This is a genomic window from Bacillus sp. 491mf, assembly GCF_900112415.1.
Lineage (GTDB): Bacteria > Bacillota > Bacilli > Bacillales > Bacillaceae_G > Bacillus_A.
In genome coordinates this window covers 18128-35151 of record NZ_FOLV01000039.1, presented here as the reverse complement: position 1 = coordinate 35151, position 17024 = coordinate 18128, and the positions used below count along the sequence as shown (strand labels likewise).

The following is a 17024-nucleotide window of genomic DNA, read 5'->3' as shown; positions in this document are numbered from 1 at the left end:
CGATTCTGAACGAGCCGCTTCCGCTTTTCTTAAGAAGTTAGGTGGGAGATAAACTGCCCGTAAAAGCCCGATTGGTTCAACTAATAATCAGTGGGGGCTGAAGAGAACCCCCACTGATTAAAGTTTCACTTTATGGCCTTGAACTGGACTCGTCTGAGGAAAGTTCGCCTTTAAAGGTTCTTGCTTCGTAGTCATCTAGCATTTGTTCATATTCTTCATGTTCTTCTGTAGCGTATACTTGTACATTCTTTCCATATATGTCTGTTCCGATAAAGTTTTCAAAATCCTCCACATATCCGCGTGGCTCCTCGGCGTCTACATACATTTCATTAAAGTTTTTAGAGTCGCGGCGCTCTAAATCAGCAGGTGTTTCGGATGTTCCATATAAAGCAACATCTTGCCAAGCATCTTCAGCATCATATCCAACGGCACTATCCATATCATATTTACCAAAAGGCGGTTCGATCAGTTCTTCTTCAATCGGACGCGCGCCTAGGATTAGCTTATTATGCGTGTGTTCAATGCAAGTCGTTGCGGTTGGCATTGCTTCTAAACGTTCAAGCGGAATGGGTTCGCCTGATACTTCGCAAGTTCCATATGTTCCAGCTTCTATTTTTTCCAAAGCGTGTTTTACATCTGTCAGTTGTTTATGCCAAAATTCTACTAATCCTAAGTCTTTTTCTCGTTCATACAATTCTGTTCCCATATCCCCGGGATGATTATCATAGGCAGAGAGTTCGCCAACTGCATCGCGTTCAGATGCTTGCCCGCGATGTTCATGATTTTGCAGCGTTTGTTCTAGCTCTTCTTTTTGCTTTTGCAATGCAGATTGAAAATGATTTATTTGTTGTGGAGTTAGCATAAAATCCACCTTCCTACAATTCTGTTTCTTTAAGTAGTATGAGCTCAATTGCGGGAATTATTACGCTAATATATCGGCGCTTTTATACAAGATAAAGACCTTTTGACACAGTATAAAGACGCTTCGACAGCATATGACATACATGCGCAATAAAAAAACGCAAGTGCTCTCGCACTCGCGCTTTTCTTATAGGAAATATCCGAGTAATACTCCAATCCCCATTAAAAATCCAAAAATTGTATTCGTTTTTGCGGTAGCAATCATTGCAGGTGCCATTTCCATTGGAATGCTCTTTCCGACGAATCCCTTCGCTGCTTTAAACGCTTTTGGAGCGCTTAAAAAGACGACAAGCATCCACGGTGAGGCAATTCCGACAAGAATAAGAGCGATCGTCCATATATAAGAAATGATGAACATAGATGCTAATACGCCAATTGCATTGTTTCGTCCAACTAAAATAGCTAATGTTCTTCTACCGTTTTCTTTGTCGCCATCTAAATCGCGAATATTATTCGCAAGTAAAATGGCCCCGATTAAAATTGCATTTGGAATGGACAGTAATACAACCTCTGATGTTACGATTCCGGTTTGAATAAAGAATGAAATTCCAATAATAATAACACCCATAAATAAACCTGCTGTTAATTCACCAAAAGGTGTATAGGCAATTGGAAGTGGCCCTCCAGTATATAAATAGGCAACAGCCATACAAATAAGGCCAATCGCTGCGAGCCACCAACTAGAGTTCATACAAATGTAAACTCCTAATAAAATCGCAATGCCAAAGAATCCGAACGCTAAGTTCAATACTGTTTTCGGCTGAATGCCATCGCGAACGATTGCACCGCCAATCCCAACAGATCCTTCATGATCGAGTCCTCTTTTGTAATCGAAGTATTCATTAAACATGTTTGTTGCTGCTTGTATGAGAAGGCAAGCAAGAAGCATGATAAGAAAAAGAGGTACATTTATTTTGTTAATACCTTCAACTTGCATCGCATAAGTTGTTCCAATAAAAACAGGAACAAAAGCTGCTGTTAATGTATGAGGACGTAATAAGCTCCACCAAATACGCCAGCCTGTTTGTTTACTTGGCTGCACGGGAGAGGAGTTCGTCTCAACTTTTGTTTCCATATGGAATCCTCCTATCTGTCTATCGGATAAAATAAAATAAGTTCTAACAATGGGTAAAGCCCACAATTAAGTGTAGGAAATGCCTCATATAGTGTCAATGTTTATTTTCTAGGAATGTGCTCGGATTCTCTCAGAAATGCTAAACATTGACACACCTTTCATTTGAGGTGTATCTTAAAATCAAGCGTATTTATGACTATTTTTCGCCCATAGGGGGGAGATTCTGTGATTCAAACGAAACAACATGATGTCAAAGATGTGATTCTGACTGCAATTCAGCGTGCAGCTGAAGAGCAAGTACTCGTTAGTGTTGTAAAGCAAGTGGAATGGATCGATCCACTCCTTTTTTATGCAGCAGGAACACAATTTGGATATAAAGATAGATGTTACTTTGCAGACCCAGCGCAGCATGTTATTTTCGCTGGAGTAGGTTCTGCTTTTACTATAGCAAATTCTTCTGAAAAGCGCTTTCAAAACGCTCGTGAAGAGTGGCAGAAGGTGAAAGGAGAAGCAGTCATTCACCGCGGTGCTTATGAATTTGGAACAGGCCCACTTTTATTTGGTGGTTTTTCTTTTGACCCGCGAAAAGAAAGAACAGATTTATGGAATGCGTTTGACGATACGACGCTGCAATTACCAGCCTTTTTATTAACAGTAAAGAATGAAAAAGCTTGGTTAACAGTAAACCGTTTCGTATCTGGAAATGATTGTGCAAAGCAGATTTACGAGGAATTGCAAAGTGCTGAGAAGCAGTTGTTACAGCAAAGCAAGCATTCTTCCGCAGAAGAACATGTAACCATTCTTTCAAAAGTAGAGATAGAACCGAAGCAATGGCTTAAAGCAATTGAACAAGTGCAGGAAGAAATGAAGCGAGGAGCTGTTCAAAAAGTTGTATTAGCTCGGGAAATGCAACTTGTTATGGATAAAGATGTGGATTCGACTTCTGTTTTGGCAGCACTTCGCATGGGACAACCGGATTGTTATGTATTTGCGTTTGATTATAAAGGAACGTGTTTCTTAGGAGCAACGCCAGAGAGGCTTCTTCGTAAAGAGGGAGAAATATATACATCTATGTGTCTTGCTGGTTCGATTGGACGAGGTGCTTCAGAAGAGGAAACGAAAGAGAATGGATATGAACTTTTGAATGATGAAAAAAATTTAGCAGAGCATAGTTATGTAGTAAACATGATTCGCAGTGTGTTAACAAAGCATTGTGAAACCGTTGAAATTCCATATGAACCGAGTTTATTGAAGACGAAAAATTTACTTCATTTATATACATCAGTAGAGGCAAAGGGAACCGGTGATTTGCTGTCGATTGTTGAAGAGCTTCATCCAACGCCAGCTCTTGGAGGAACGCCGCGAGAAGAAGCTTTAAAACTGATTCGTGAAGTAGAGCTGTTAGACCGTGGTTTATACGGAGGACCAATTGGCTGGATTGATGAGCAAGGGAACGGTGAGTTTGCGGTAGCACTTCGCTGCGGGTTATTGTCTGGCAAACATGTTTCATTATTTTCCGGCTGCGGTATTGTCATCGATTCGAAGCCGCATTTAGAGTATGAAGAAACAAGATTGAAATTTAAGCCGATGCTTTCTGCTTTGGAGGGACTATCTAGATGAGCAATCATATAGAAGCATTATCATATTACTTAGGCGCGTTTGTTGATGAATTGGCGCGCCTTCATGTAGAGGATATCGTCATTAGCCCTGGTTCGCGGTCAACTCCGCTTGCCTTATTAATGGCGCAGCATGAACAAATTCGCACATATTTACACGTAGATGAAAGATCAGCGGCCTTTTTTGCGCTTGGCATTGCCAAGGCAAAAAAACGTCCTGTTGCCTTGTTATGTACGTCAGGAACAGCGGCAGCAAACTATTATCCCGCTGTATGCGAAGCATTTCATTCGCGGGTGCCACTTCTCGTGTTGACAGCGGATCGTCCGCATGAATTACGAGATATTGGGGCACCGCAAGCGATGAATCAATTTCATTTGTTCGGTTCGTTTGCAAAACAATTTATCGAAATGGCACTTCCAGAAGCAGCAGAACCAATGTATCGGTATGCACGGATGACAGCTGGGCGAGCAGTAGCAGGGGCGTTGCAAACGCCAAAAGGACCTGTTCATGTAAACTTTCCGCTTCGTGAGCCGCTAATTCCTGACTTTTCTTTAGAGGAATTATGGGAAAAAGGCCGCGGAGAATACGGAGCAACTGTTCATCAAGGCACAATAGCGGTGACGGATGAATATGCAGCATCTTTACGAGAGCGCCTTTCGCATATGGAAAAGGGGCTTATTATATGTGGAGATGATAGTCATCCGGATATTGCCGAAGCTGTCGTGGCGTTTTCAAAAGCATACGGTTATCCAATTGTTGCAGATCCGCTTTCTGGTCTTCGCAGCGGTCTTCATGATAAAGAGACGATTATCGATTGCTATGATACTTTTTTACGAAATGAAAGGCTTCGTGATAGCTGGAAGCCCGATGTAATTATTCGCTTCGGCGGTATGCCAGTTTCCAAAGCACTTATGCAGTATTTGAAAAAGCAAACGGGAGCACTGCACATTGTCGTTGACGAATCCGGAAACTGGCGAGATCCAGCGCTTATATCCACAGAAGTTGTGTATGCAAATGACGCTGCATTTTGTGAGCAACTTGTAAATGGTACGAAGCAGCAAAGCAAGCGAGAGTGGCTCCATATGTGGCAGCATATGAATGCCGTAGTAAAAGAAAAGCTTGCGGATATAAAATCGTATGAGCATGCTTTTGAAGGAAAAGTCATTACAGAACTTGTAGATGTTTTGCCGGAGGAGGCAACTTTATTTGTAAGTAACAGTATGCCAATTCGCGATACAGATACGTTTTTCTTCACAAATGAGAAGAATATTGAAGTAGTAGCTAATCGCGGTGTAAACGGTATTGACGGCATTGTTTCAACAGCGCTTGGCGTAAGTGTAGCTCGCAAGCCGCTTGTCTTAGTTGTAGGAGATTTATCATTTTACCATGACTTAAATGGATTATTAGCGGCAAAACTGCATGATTTACATGCAACGATTGTTGTTGTAAATAATGATGGCGGCGGTATTTTCTCATTTTTACCACAGTATGAACAAAAAGAACATTTTGAAGCGCTATTTGGCACGCCGCTCGGACTTGATTATGAACATGTCGTGAAAATGTATAACGGTTCATTCGAGCGTGTCCATACGTGGGAAGCTTTTGGTCACGAGGTGAACAAAGGGACGAGAGAAAAGGGACTACACGTTATTGAAATAAAAACAGATCGTGAAGAAAACTTGCAGCTTCACCGTGACATGATGGCAAAAGCAGCAGTAGTTGTTTCACAAGCATTGCAAGGTGAAGAAAAGTGAAAGTACATGTACATGGAGTTTCTTACGAATATGAAGTGATCGGAAGCGGCGAGCCGCTTCTTGTCCTTCATGGCTTCACTGGCAGTATGGAAACGTGGCGTTCGTTTGTTCCGGCGTGGAGCGAGCAGTTTCAAGTTATTTTAGTTGATCTTATCGGGCACGGTAAAACAGACAGTCCAAAAGAAGTTCAGCACTATCATATCAAAACGGTAGCTGCGCATCTCATTGCGGTGCTTGATCATTTACAAATTGAGAAAGCGCATTTGTTAGGGTATTCTATGGGGGGACGTCTGGCACTTACGCTTGCTTGTTTATATCCAAAGCGCATCTCGTCGCTTTTATTAGAAAACTGCACAGCAGGACTTGTAACGGAAGAAGAACGGAAAGAGCGTAGACAGAAGGATGAACAGCTTGCAAACAAGATTGAACAAGAAGGCGTAGCGGCGTTTGTTGAAAAGTGGGAAAACATTCCGCTCTTTGCTACGCAAAAAAAATTACCTCTTCATGTACAAGCAAGTGTACGTGAAGAAAGATTAGCGAATCATCCAAGAGGCCTTGCGAATAGCCTGCGAGGTATGGGAACAGGAGCGCAGCCATCTTGGTGGAATGAACTGGAACACTTGCAAATGCCCGTCTTACTCATGAGCGGAGAATATGATGAAAAGTTCTTTCACATTTTAACAAAGATGAAAAAACAGATCCCTCATGCGGAATTTGTGCAAATTATTGGATCTGGCCATGCAATTCATGTGGAACAACCGCAAAAGTTTGATACAATAGTAAGGGGCTTTTTGCAAACCATAAAAGGAGGTAGAAATACATGACGATTGAATGGGTAAAAGAAGGCAATTACGAAGATATTATTTACTCCACATACAATGGAATCGCAAAGATTTCGATTAACCGTCCTGAAGTACATAATGCATTCCGTCCAAAAACGGTAATGGAGTTAATCGATGCGTTTGCACATGCACGCGATGACCAAAATGTTGGCGTTATTATTTTAACAGGTGAAGGTGGACGTGCATTCTGTTCTGGCGGCGACCAAAAAGTTCGCGGCCATGGTGGATACGTTGGAGAAGATCAAATTCCACGCCTAAACGTATTAGACTTACAACGCTTAATTCGCGCAATTCCAAAACCAGTTATCGCAATGGTAGCAGGTTATGCAATCGGCGGCGGACATGTACTTCACATCGTATGTGATTTAACAATCGCAGCAGAGAACGCAGTATTTGGCCAAACAGGTCCAAAAGTAGGAAGCTTTGACGGAGGATACGGCGCTGGTTATTTAGCTCGTATGGTTGGTCATAAAAAAGCTCGCGAAATTTGGTACCTATGCCGTCAATACAACGCACAAGAAGCGCTTGATATGGGCTTAATTAACACAGTTGTACCATTAGAACAACTAGAAGAAGAAACTGTGAAGTGGGCAGAAGAAATTTTAGCAAACAGCCCAATGGCACTTCGCTTCTTAAAAGCTGCATTTAATGCAGACACAGACGGCCTTGCAGGTATTCAGCAACTAGCTGGCGATGCAACGCTACTATACTACACAACAGACGAAGCAAAAGAAGGCCGCGATGCGTTCAAAGAAAAACGCAGTCCGGACTTTGGACAATTCCCTCGTTTTCCGTGATTAAAAGCGGAGCCGACTGTTTAGACCCGTTGGCTAAGGTTCTCTCCCGCAGAAGGCGCTTTTTGTCTTCTGGCGGGGGAGGTTCTTAGACGGAAGGGTCTAGGAGGCGCAGCTGGATAGGATAAAAGCGAAAGCGGCTCGCTCAGAATCGCAGGATGTTGGAGTACCCGACAGAGAGGCGCTTTTTGCCTCGTCCGAGGGTGCGAAACGACTGGAGATTCTAGCCGCTGTAGCTAGATAAGATAAAAACGCAAAAAGAGACTTGATGAATTTTCATTAAGTCTCTTTTTTGCATAGTAGCTACAGTTCCCAAAATCGTTTTTTATCCTGCTATTCGTGGGCGGTAAGCTCTACTTTTCAAGCGCTCAATTTAGAGGTTTTGCCCCATTTCTTTATTCACATGTCGGAATGGAAAAAACAACAATATGTGATAAAAATATACAAAAAAGTAAATATCTCTTCTCAAGGTTTTATAATTATTGTTATAATATAATCAATTAATTTCAAAAAATTGTAACTACTCAATCCGTATTTAAAAACGCAAGACAAATAGGGGCAATTGGTACGAAGCGCTAGCTCTAACCTTTGGTTGGGGAAAGATCTAATTCTCCCGTTTCAATGCATTCTTTAATGCATTGAAAAATAGATTTTCCTTGTTTTTTAGCGTGCCCACATAATTGGATAATAAAATTATGTAACTATTTCAGTGTTTTAATAAAGTTAGAGTATTGAAATAGTTACATAGAGTAACTATTTCAAACCTAGTGGTAGCGGTATGTTAGACAAGAAGGGGGAATAAAAACTTATATACGTAGTTTAAATTATTAAGGTTTGAAAGCGCCTTCGTTATTATGAAACGTAAAAGTTTTTGCAATAAGTAAAAGGGGTTGTCGTATTGAAAAAGAAGAAGTTATTGTCATTAGTCGTAGCATTTCTTATCTCGTTAACCGCGTTTATGCAACCAATGGTAACTTTAGGTGCTGGTAACGATACTGTAAATGGTTCTAAGATTAATCAAGAGTATGTAATTAAGAACCCAGATGGAACTCCAAAAGTAGAGTTCCAAAGAGATGAACAAGTTACTTATAATATGAACGTAGAAATTAAAGGAGCCCCTAATGCTGGTGTTGCTCTAGACTACAAAGTTAGATTAGAGTTAGCGGATGTTAACGCTCATCTTATTGAGATTCCAAAACATCAAGGTTATATTACTGACGTAAAAGGTTTTGTAAAAAACGGTAAAAGGGTAGCGATTATTTCACTATCAAAAGTACCTAATGATACTAAATTAACGATTCCTGTCAAGTTTAATTTTTTTAACCGTGCACCTATCGGTTATACAGTAAACCTAAGTGCAACATTACAGTCAGACACAGAAGAAAATTTAGCTTTTGCTAATGATATATCGTTTAAGGTTTCTTCTGAACCTGTACCTCCTAAAGTAACAAAAGATGTTGAGGGTAAAGACCATTTAGAAATTGCAAAAGGTAAAGAGTTTAATTACAATTTAAAAACAGTAGTACCAGAAAACTTAGAGGGATATAAGTCTTTAACTCTTTCTGATACATTAGATAGCAATTTAACAATTGTAGGTACAAAAGTAATTGTTGATGGAAAAGAATCAGAATTAAAAGCTAATGTTAATAAACAGTTGGTAACATTAAAATTAACTCGTGAGCAATTAGAAGTTATCAAAGGTAAAGAGATTAAAGTTGTAGTTACATCCAAGATTAACGAAAACGCACCTATTGAAATTATAAGCAGCAAAGCAACTATTCAATTAAACGATAACGCTTCGGCAGATTCTAATGTTGTAACGGTAATCCCTACTAAAGAAGAACCTACTAAAGAAGAACCTACTAAAGAAGAACCTACTAAAGAAGAACCTAAAAAAGAGGAACCTACTAAAGAAGAACCTGCTAAAGAAGAACCTACTAAAGAGGAATCTACTAAAGAAGAACCTACTAAAGAGGAATCTACTAAAGAAGAATCTTCTAAGCAAGAGCCTAAGCAACCACAAAAAGAAATTCCTAAGATGAATCAAACTAATAATTTAACAGTTACTCTTATTGGTACATTGTTAGTATGTGGGGCATTAGTTTCATTCTTTATTGTAAGACGTAGGAAGAATACTTAATATAGTAATAAAGAAACCTTCATGCATAAGTATGAAGGTTTCTTTATTACAGGTGAACTATATTTTAATAGGAGAGTTAATATGAGAAAAAAATTCTTATATGTGTTAATTGGATTAATCTTTGTAACTGGTATTGGTTTGATTGTGTACCAACCTCTTTTTAATTATTATGTAATCCCTAAACAACTAGAAAAATCGTATGAAGAAAACTATAACAAAATAACTACAAATGAGATAAAAGAGAACTTAGATAGTTCAAGTAAAAAGGTAAATGCTTTTGATTACGATAGTGTACAAAGCGTAGACGAGTTGGATTTTAATTCTGTAAAAAGTAAATTAGATACAAATCTGATTATCGGGTTGATTTACATTCCGAATGTACATATTAAACTCCCCATTTTATACGGTACAAATTATGAGACAATGATGCTAGGTGCAGGTACTTTAAAACCAAATATGACAATGGGTGTGGGAAACTATGTACTCGGTAGTCATAGTATGAGAAATAAAGAGTTATTATTTACACCTACAAGAAATATGGATAAAGGAGATTTAATATATGTAACAGATAAGGAGTATGTATATACGTATAAAACAACTTCAAAAGATGTTATTTCTCCAAAAGAAACACATGTAATGGATGATAAGAATGGATTAAATGAAGTAACGTTGATAAGTTGTTATGACGATAAAGGGGAAACAAGATTAGTAGTAAAAGGGGTATTAGAATCAAAGAAAAAGCTAGAAGAGGTAGATGGGAAAGTTAGGTCTCAACTAACAAGTTATTGAGAGTTTCAATAATTTAGTTATGTTTTGCTTGCAAAACATAATCAAAGGAACAATCGATGTATCGAATTAATAAAAGTACCGAGACGATTATTTCATTAAGTCTCTTTTTGTTTGGTTATAGTTCTCAATATAATTTTCATTTATCGGAAACTGAGCAAGAAAAATCTATCTTCAAAGCTAGGGCAAGGTGGGGATAAATTGCCGTTATATCCGTAAAAATATTTTTGAAAAATTACGAATGTATGTTCTGTTTCTAGCGTTTTATGGTATAATAAAGGAAAGAAGGAGGTGGGAATGAAATCTAAAAAAGGAATATGTAACCTACCAAATTAAGATCAAGAAAGGTTATAAGTTATACCCTTACTTCCTAGAAATGTGTTAAAACGCAAAAAATCTCTACAATACAACAAACTTCTATATTTGCTAGTTATATACGGCCATGCGTACTGAAAAACGATTGCAACCACTTCAACAAGAAATTCTCCATACATTACAAGTATATATAGAAGTCATGAATGAAAATCAACTTCGTATGTATCAAAAACGTGTGCAAAGCAGAAAGAAATCAAGCGCAATTTGTTTACGTTACCGACAAAAGAGAAATCATCCTTATCCTATAATTTCCTGAATGTTTGTTTAAAATAATGAAGTAACAAGATTATATAAACCTACTATCATTTATGCTCAGTATCTCTTGAAGAAGATACATAATCCCTCCTGCTGGGGGATAAGGGGTATGAGGTCCCATAATTATAAAAGAATTTTACCAATATTTGATATTTTGTATACAAAAAGGGTTTTATACTTTTGTGACTATTGTTATAATAGTATTAGTAAAATTATAGTTGATTTTACAATTTTCATAAATTGATAGGAGGAATATAAATGGCTGGACAAATTCGTATGAGCCCAGAGGAGCTGAAATCAAAAGCAGCTCGTTATGGTAATGGTGGTAATCAAATTGAGGACATTCTAAATGATTTAACACGCTTACAAAGCGACTTACGCGGAGAATGGGAAGGTCGTGCATTTGAAGGCTTTGACCGACAATTTATCGACTTAGCACCAAAGGTAAAAAACTTTGCCCAATTACTACATGACATCGAAAGACAATTGAAAGATACAGCAGATGCTGTGGCTCGACATGATGAAGATTTATCTCGTAATTTTGGACTTAGCTAATTACGGTGATGTTAGTAGATTAGGGGATTTTTCATGCTTTACATATTAACGAGCGCGAGTTAATTCTCCTAGTAGTGAGCCACGCAGCAAGTGCTGCGTGGCTTGCTTTTTTGGATTTATTTGTAAAACAAAGGTATGTACCACAGTTTTTCTTAGGATTATATTAAGAAATAAATATAAATGCTTAGTAAAAAAGTATAAGGTAGCTTGAAGTTTGTCTGCATTTATCTCGCTATTTGTGGACAATAAGCCTCCTATTAATAAAAGTTTTACCTTATCGTGGGCATGAAAAGAGTGACCACTAGAAGTAAACGAATAACAGTACACAGACAAAGAGTTTTACTAGCAGGAGTGGTGATGTGTGAAAAAAATAAAATGGAGCGTAGTATTTTTTATTATACTGACGCTTGCGTTGTCTGCCGGAACCTCCTTTCTAGCACTGAATCAAGTGAAGAAAGGAAAGGATAATAAAGACACGCAAAAAATGACGGTTGCGCTAGTTAACGAAGATCAAGGTGCAAACCTGGGTGGCAAAAAGATTGAATTTGGTAATGAGTTTATTACGAGTGTTGAAAAAGATACTACCCATGATTGGTATGTAGTTAGCCGCGGGGTAGCGGAGAGCGGACTAGCACGTAACGTTTATAATATGATGATCGTTATTCCGAACGATTTCTCACAAAGAGCATTATCAATTGAGTCGAATGCACCGGAAAAAGTGACGCTTAACTACAAAGTGAATGCAACTGGTAATAATGATGTGAAAGCAGAAGCGGAAAAAACAGCAAGTTCAATTCTTGAAGATTTTAACCGCCGAATTATCGATGTTTATTTCGCTAGTATTATTGGAAACTTGCAAAACGCACAGGATAACATTACAACTCTTGTAAAAAAAGAACAAACTTACAGCAATATGTACAATGATGAGGTTCATAGCCCACTAGCTGGTTACACACAGCAGTTTAAAAGTGTGCAAGATCAAACAGGTGTATCGAAAGGCAGTTTTAAAGGGTTACAAGAGATTTTAAACGGGTTTGGCAACAATTTAAATGAGGGTATGAAATCCAATCAAACATATCAGACAACCTTTGGTGATTTCAATAAAATGAAGGAAGCGAATGGCCTTGTTGTAAAAGACTTCACGACGCAGTTGGCTCAGTTTGACCAAGGGATGAGTACGACAGATATACTGCAGCGATTTACTAATTTAGAATCAGCGAATAAAGTAATCTATGATCAATTTCAGTTGAAGGAAGAAAAGCCTACTATTTTATCGGATTCAGCTGCTATTCAAAAGTATTTTGATGATAACGGTCAAAAAGTTCGTGATTATAGCACAGAGTTGGCCAATAAATTGGGGCCAGACCTAGAGACAGCAATAACCGACAAGCTGAAGAAGGACATTCCAGATTACTCTGAAGGTAATTTTTTTAGTAAACCCGATGAGCATATGAATAAAAAAATCCAAGAGCTTATTGATGGGTTGCCATCGCTAGAGGAAAATGATATTCGAAATATCGGTTTATCAGATGGGACTAAAAAAGAATTGGAAAATGTTATTGCTATTACGAAGAAATATAATTCGGAAAAACCTTATACACCTAACCGAAGTGAGAATAGCATTCCGCTTACGAAAATGGTAAAAGATGTGAAGGATAATCTGGCAAGTAATGGTATTGACGTAACGGATAAAGCAGTACTACCAGCTATGAAAAAATCAGGACAATATATCACATTAAATGTACCAGACGATTATGAAGTGAAAAGTGTGAAACTGACTATTGGAGAAGAAAAAGATTATACTCAGGAGTACCTTGAAAATAAAAAAATTGTTTTACCAGCTACAGAAAAAAGTGATTTTGTGATCAAGGTGACATTACGGTTAAAAGACGCTAACAGTGATATTTCTATCTTTGAACCTGTAACTTGGAGTTGGAATTTGACACAAGAGGATACGGATAATGTTCTAACTCAATTACCACCTGTCATAAAACCAACACCATCTGAACCGCCTATATTAAGTCAATCGCGTGCAATCGCTAATCCGGATTCTTTGAAGAAGGCAGAGAAAAGTGATAGTCAACCACAAAACGGTGGTAGTCAGCCAGGAGGAAGTGACAGTCAACCGCAAAACGGTACTAGTCAGCCACAAACAGAGCAGCCTCCTACAAAAGATAAAAAAACGGGTACAGAGGATGGCTGGAAACCTGTAAATAATAATTACATCACTCACCAAGTTATGTCATCGTTAGATCAGAATCAGGATACGACTAATAAACTTATACAAGCAGTTGAAGAGACGATTAAAAATTATCAAAAACTATCTAGCTTGTATAACTTGTATTACGGTATTGATGCATCAAAAGATTTACCAGATTTTAGCGAAAAATTACTTACGGATATAGCCAGTGAAAAAGGTCAAGACCCAGAAACATATACATTATACTACCTGTTCCACAAAGGTGATGCAATTAACTTACTAGCAGAATATGTTGCTAAGCAAACGACAGAAAAAATAGGTGAACAAAAAACAGATTTGAAAACCAAAGTAGATGCTTACAGTCAATTGGTTGAGGAAGCAGGTGAAAAATCTCAAGACTTAACAAGTGCAATTGAGCAGACAACTAAGCAAGCTAGTGTGATGAATACAGATCTTACGCAGGCCCTAAAAGATTTAGTGACATGGCGTGAAACAAGCCGTAAGTTAATTGAACAGCAAGGAAAAGTTGTGACAAATAGCGATGGTGAGCAAACGGCAACGCTTGCGTTAGACGGGGCATTCAAGTCTATTTTTGCACAAAGTCAAACACTGGCGGATCAATCGAAGGGTAACTTAATATCAGCTGACGATGTGTATAAAACGTTTGATAATATCGATAACCAAGCGAAGGCAATTCAAGATAGTGGAAATACATTAGTGAAGCAGGCGACAGGGCTTTCGATCGATTTTAGTAAGAAAGTGCTTGACGATAAAGATTTCTTGAAAAACTTCACAAAGGTTCTAGCGAATAGCCGTGTTGGCGAGCGACAAAATGAAAACTTATATAGCTTCCTTGCAAATCCAGTGCAAACAAAAAATGATGGTGTTGTTGTAGCCGCAGATACGTTTACACCATATTTATTAGTACTAATTTGCTTCATTGTTTCTCTATTTACGGCTTATGTCATTTCAAATCAAGAACGAAAGCGCATAGAAGAAAGCGCTTTTGAGGAAGAGTTGTCATTGGTATTGAAAAACGTGCCAACTACGACTGTTCAAGTTGGTATTGGAATTGTGGAAGGGATTCTAATTGGCGGCATTTCAGGCTATTTATTGAAAATTGGTCATGCGAAATTCTTAGTATGGATCAGCATTTTTACCATCACTATGTTAGTGTTGGTTCTCATTTCAGGCTACTTATTACGCCAAATGAAAATGATCGGAATGTTCATTCTACTAGCTACATTTAGCCTGTATCTGTTCCTGACAGATGCAGTTGGATTGAACCTTGATAAAATGTCGACTGCTGCTAAAATACGTGAATTTTCACCGCTCCAATATATTGAAAGTATGCTTACTGGTTTCGCAAACGACCGAGCAGATTCGCTGACTATTATGTATGGCTTAATTGCATTTGCTGTTATTGGCCTTGTGGCAAACTTGCTTGTCGTACACAAATACCGGAAAGAAGAAGGGGATGGACATGAAGCTGATTCTCATGCGGGCTAGTTTCATTACCGCTTTTTTGTTGCTTATTCTTACACCGGTGTCCATTCACGCTGAGACGGATAGCTATCTTGAACATAACGGGAAGATGGATTTGAAAACGGATCGTGTTGAACAGACGAACCAGGAAAAAATTGAAAAGGAACAAAAGGAAAACCAAGAAACTGAACTCGATAAATATGCACCAGACTTGTTTAAAGAACAAACAAAAGATGCAATTAAAGAGAAGCAAAAAGACATAGAGGGCATCGCGAAAGAATTAAATGACTCATTATTTGTGACATCAAACAAGAAGGATACAACTGTGAAGGACAGACAGAACAGCTTGTTTGCGCAAAATTATACGGTTAGCACAGCTGTTAACGCTAGCCAAAATACGAATCAACAAGAAACGGATCCTATTAGTAAGCAAATGATAGGAATCCTAGCTGCTGTGGTATTAGCAATTTGCTGTGGTATTTATGTTGTAATACGGAAAATTTGGCGATAAGGGAGAAGAACGTATGGCAGGACAAACACATATTAATGTCACCATTGACTTTAATAAAGGGAATGGCAGATTATACGATCTGCGCATCCCTACCCATCAGCCCATCAAGCAGCTACTTATGAATATTGCTGAGGCGTTGAAGCTTGATGTGATGGAAGTTTCGCGCTGCGCTGTTAAGGTTGTTAATAAAGAACTGTTATTAACTGATGATGATCGGTTGGGTGATTATCAAGTAACGGACGGGGATATATTGAAAGTTTTATAGAAACATAAGTGATTGATAAAAAAACCTTTCTTTTAGGTGGACAAGAGCAACTGACCGTGTGTTGGAGCGGTCAGTGCCTGTTTTTGCCACGTGCGATGTTTGAAACAAAGGTAGAGGGCAAGAGTAGGACATTTCTACATAGCAGTGACTTATATGTGGGAAAATCAAAATGGATTTATATAGAAAAGAACATGACAAAGAGGAGTAAAGGACTATGACAGAAAGAACGATTCAGCTAGATTCGATGAATTATCTGTTTGAAACGACTGAGCATGTACGGAAATTGAAGTTATCAAAATCGCAGACGCGTGTGAAGGATATACGGCAATTGGAGTTAATTACGGAAAAATCTAATTTCTTTGTACCGGCTACAGTAGAAGATCATGAAGATATGTTTACATTTGAGTTCAACGTTAAGGAACAAACAAGAGAATGGCAAGATGTACAAAAACTAGGTAAAAACGATAAACTGCGACTATTGCTTAACGTTGCCCGCTTTCAAGAGTGTTTACAAACTCGAAAAACTTTCTTTCTTCATCCAGACAATATCGTATTCGATGACAATTATATGCCATATCTTGTTTATCGTGGTATTCGTGATATCGTACCACCATATCGCTTAGATGATGCAAAATTTTTACGCCAGTATAAATGTTTAGTTGTTGCGCTATTCTCGAAGAAATATAGTTTTGATGAGTTGTATTCTGGTTCATTGGAAAATGCGAAGGATACAGCGTTTGATCGTAGTGTTGTTGATGTTAGTACATTTGATGACCTTGTAAAGTTGTTAAATGATCAGTACAGAAGAGAACAAACGACTACAGAGAAAAATATGCAACTTGTGCCGAAAAAACGATTCCGTTTATTTAAACGATTATCTATTTCGATGATTGTTGCTTCTGTTGTTCTTGCTGTACCGCTTGGCTATTTCAGCTTTGTAAAAATGCCGTATCAAAATAAATTGTTAGAAGCAGATAAAAATTTCTTAGCGACAGACTACGATAAAGTAATTAGCACTTTAAAGGAACAAGATCCTGAGAAATTACCAGATGCCTCTAAATATGTTTTAGCTTCTTCATACGTGAAAGCAGAAAAATTAACAGATGATCAAAAAGCAGCAATTATGAAGAATGTGAGTCTAAAAAGTGATAAAAGTTATTTACTATATTGGATCTACAACGGGCGCGGAGATTTCTCTAAATCTTTAGATCTTGCGAAATATATAGATGACCCGCAATTGATTATGTACGGGTTAATTAAACAAATCGAACAAGTGAAAAACAATCCGAAATTAACTGGTTCGGCGCGTGAAGAAAAAGTACAAAAATATCAAAAAGAGTTGGAAGATTACCAAAAGAAATACAATACGGATTCCTCAGGTGACTTATCAAATAAAAATCCATCAGGAAATAAAGCAAACTAAACATCATACGAAATAAAAATAAAAGA

Annotated in this window: 14 protein-coding genes and 1 pseudogene; 12 read left to right on the top strand and 3 right to left on the bottom strand. The window is 38.1% G+C overall.

The window, feature by feature from the left end; translation table 11 throughout:
- Positions 1-130: 130 nt before the first annotated feature.
- Both BM211_RS21815 and BM211_RS21810 read right to left on the bottom strand, forming a co-directional pair.
- Entirely contained in the window at positions 131-862 is a 732-nt protein-coding gene (locus tag BM211_RS21815; RefSeq protein WP_090999547.1) for a yteA family sporulation protein, read from the bottom strand.
- A gap of 186 nt (positions 863-1048) precedes the next feature.
- The gene (locus BM211_RS21810) at positions 1049-1996 is read right to left on the bottom strand and encodes a 1,4-dihydroxy-2-naphthoate polyprenyltransferase (protein ID WP_035432512.1); all 948 of its coding nucleotides are present in this window, start codon (positions 1994-1996) and stop codon (positions 1049-1051) included.
- A gap of 225 nt (positions 1997-2221) precedes the next feature.
- On the opposite strand from BM211_RS21810, the gene BM211_RS21805 reads away from it, so the two are divergent.
- From BM211_RS21805 to BM211_RS21785, 5 genes and pseudogenes are all read left to right on the top strand, one after another.
- Positions 2222-3616 carry an isochorismate synthase gene (locus tag BM211_RS21805; protein ID WP_090999545.1) on the top strand — a complete coding sequence of 465 codons (1395 nt, stop codon included), beginning with the start codon at positions 2222-2224 and terminating at the stop codon, positions 3614-3616.
- A complete protein-coding gene (gene menD / locus BM211_RS21800) occupies positions 3613-5367 on the top strand; it encodes a 2-succinyl-5-enolpyruvyl-6-hydroxy-3-cyclohexene-1-carboxylic-acid synthase (RefSeq protein ID WP_090999543.1) in 1755 nt (584 codons plus the stop codon). Before BM211_RS21805 ends, menD begins: the two co-directional genes overlap by 4 nt.
- Positions 5364-6191 carry a 2-succinyl-6-hydroxy-2,4-cyclohexadiene-1-carboxylate synthase gene (menH, locus tag BM211_RS21795; protein WP_090999541.1) on the top strand — a complete coding sequence of 276 codons (828 nt, stop codon included), beginning with the start codon at positions 5364-5366 and terminating at the stop codon, positions 6189-6191. The genes menD and menH overlap by 4 nt, the downstream gene beginning before the upstream one ends.
- Complete coding sequence (menB, locus tag BM211_RS21790; protein WP_035432520.1) at positions 6188-7006, top strand: 1,4-dihydroxy-2-naphthoyl-CoA synthase; 819 nt, start codon at positions 6188-6190, stop codon at positions 7004-7006. The genes menH and menB overlap by 4 nt, the downstream gene beginning before the upstream one ends.
- 955 nt (positions 7007-7961) lie before the next feature.
- Positions 7962-8774: pseudogene (locus tag BM211_RS21785) on the top strand (isopeptide-forming domain-containing fimbrial protein); the annotation flags it as partial.
- Positions 8775-8782: 8 nt separating this feature from the next.
- On the opposite strand, the gene BM211_RS27645 reads toward BM211_RS21785, so the two are convergent.
- Complete coding sequence (locus BM211_RS27645) at positions 8783-9034, bottom strand: pentapeptide repeat-containing protein (protein ID WP_371261899.1); 252 nt, start codon at positions 9032-9034, stop codon at positions 8783-8785.
- Between the two features lie 190 nt (positions 9035-9224).
- On the opposite strand from BM211_RS27645, the gene BM211_RS21780 reads away from it, so the two are divergent.
- From BM211_RS21780 to essB, 7 genes are all read left to right on the top strand, one after another.
- Entirely contained in the window at positions 9225-9932 is a 708-nt protein-coding gene (locus BM211_RS21780; RefSeq protein ID WP_051957283.1) for a class A sortase, read from the top strand.
- Between the two features lie 439 nt (positions 9933-10371).
- Entirely contained in the window at positions 10372-10560 is a 189-nt protein-coding gene (locus BM211_RS26860; protein WP_141771685.1) for a hypothetical protein, read from the top strand.
- Positions 10561-10817: 257 nt separating this feature from the next.
- Entirely contained in the window at positions 10818-11114 is a 297-nt protein-coding gene (locus BM211_RS21775; protein WP_035432522.1) for a WXG100 family type VII secretion target, read from the top strand.
- Between the two features lie 361 nt (positions 11115-11475).
- A complete protein-coding gene (gene esaA, locus BM211_RS21765) occupies positions 11476-14823 on the top strand; it encodes a type VII secretion protein EsaA (RefSeq protein WP_090999536.1) in 3348 nt (1115 codons plus the stop codon).
- Positions 14798-15310 (top strand): type VII secretion protein EssA, encoded by a 513-nt coding sequence (gene essA / locus BM211_RS21760; protein WP_035432528.1) that lies wholly within the window; start codon positions 14798-14800, stop codon positions 15308-15310. Before esaA ends, essA begins: the two co-directional genes overlap by 26 nt.
- A 13-nt stretch (positions 15311-15323) precedes the next feature.
- Positions 15324-15575 carry an EsaB/YukD family protein gene (locus BM211_RS21755; protein WP_090999534.1) on the top strand — a complete coding sequence of 84 codons (252 nt, stop codon included), beginning with the start codon at positions 15324-15326 and terminating at the stop codon, positions 15573-15575.
- A gap of 214 nt (positions 15576-15789) precedes the next feature.
- The gene (essB, locus tag BM211_RS21745) at positions 15790-16998 is read left to right on the top strand and encodes a type VII secretion protein EssB (protein WP_035432533.1); all 1209 of its coding nucleotides are present in this window, start codon (positions 15790-15792) and stop codon (positions 16996-16998) included.
- Positions 16999-17024: the final 26 nt, after the last annotated feature.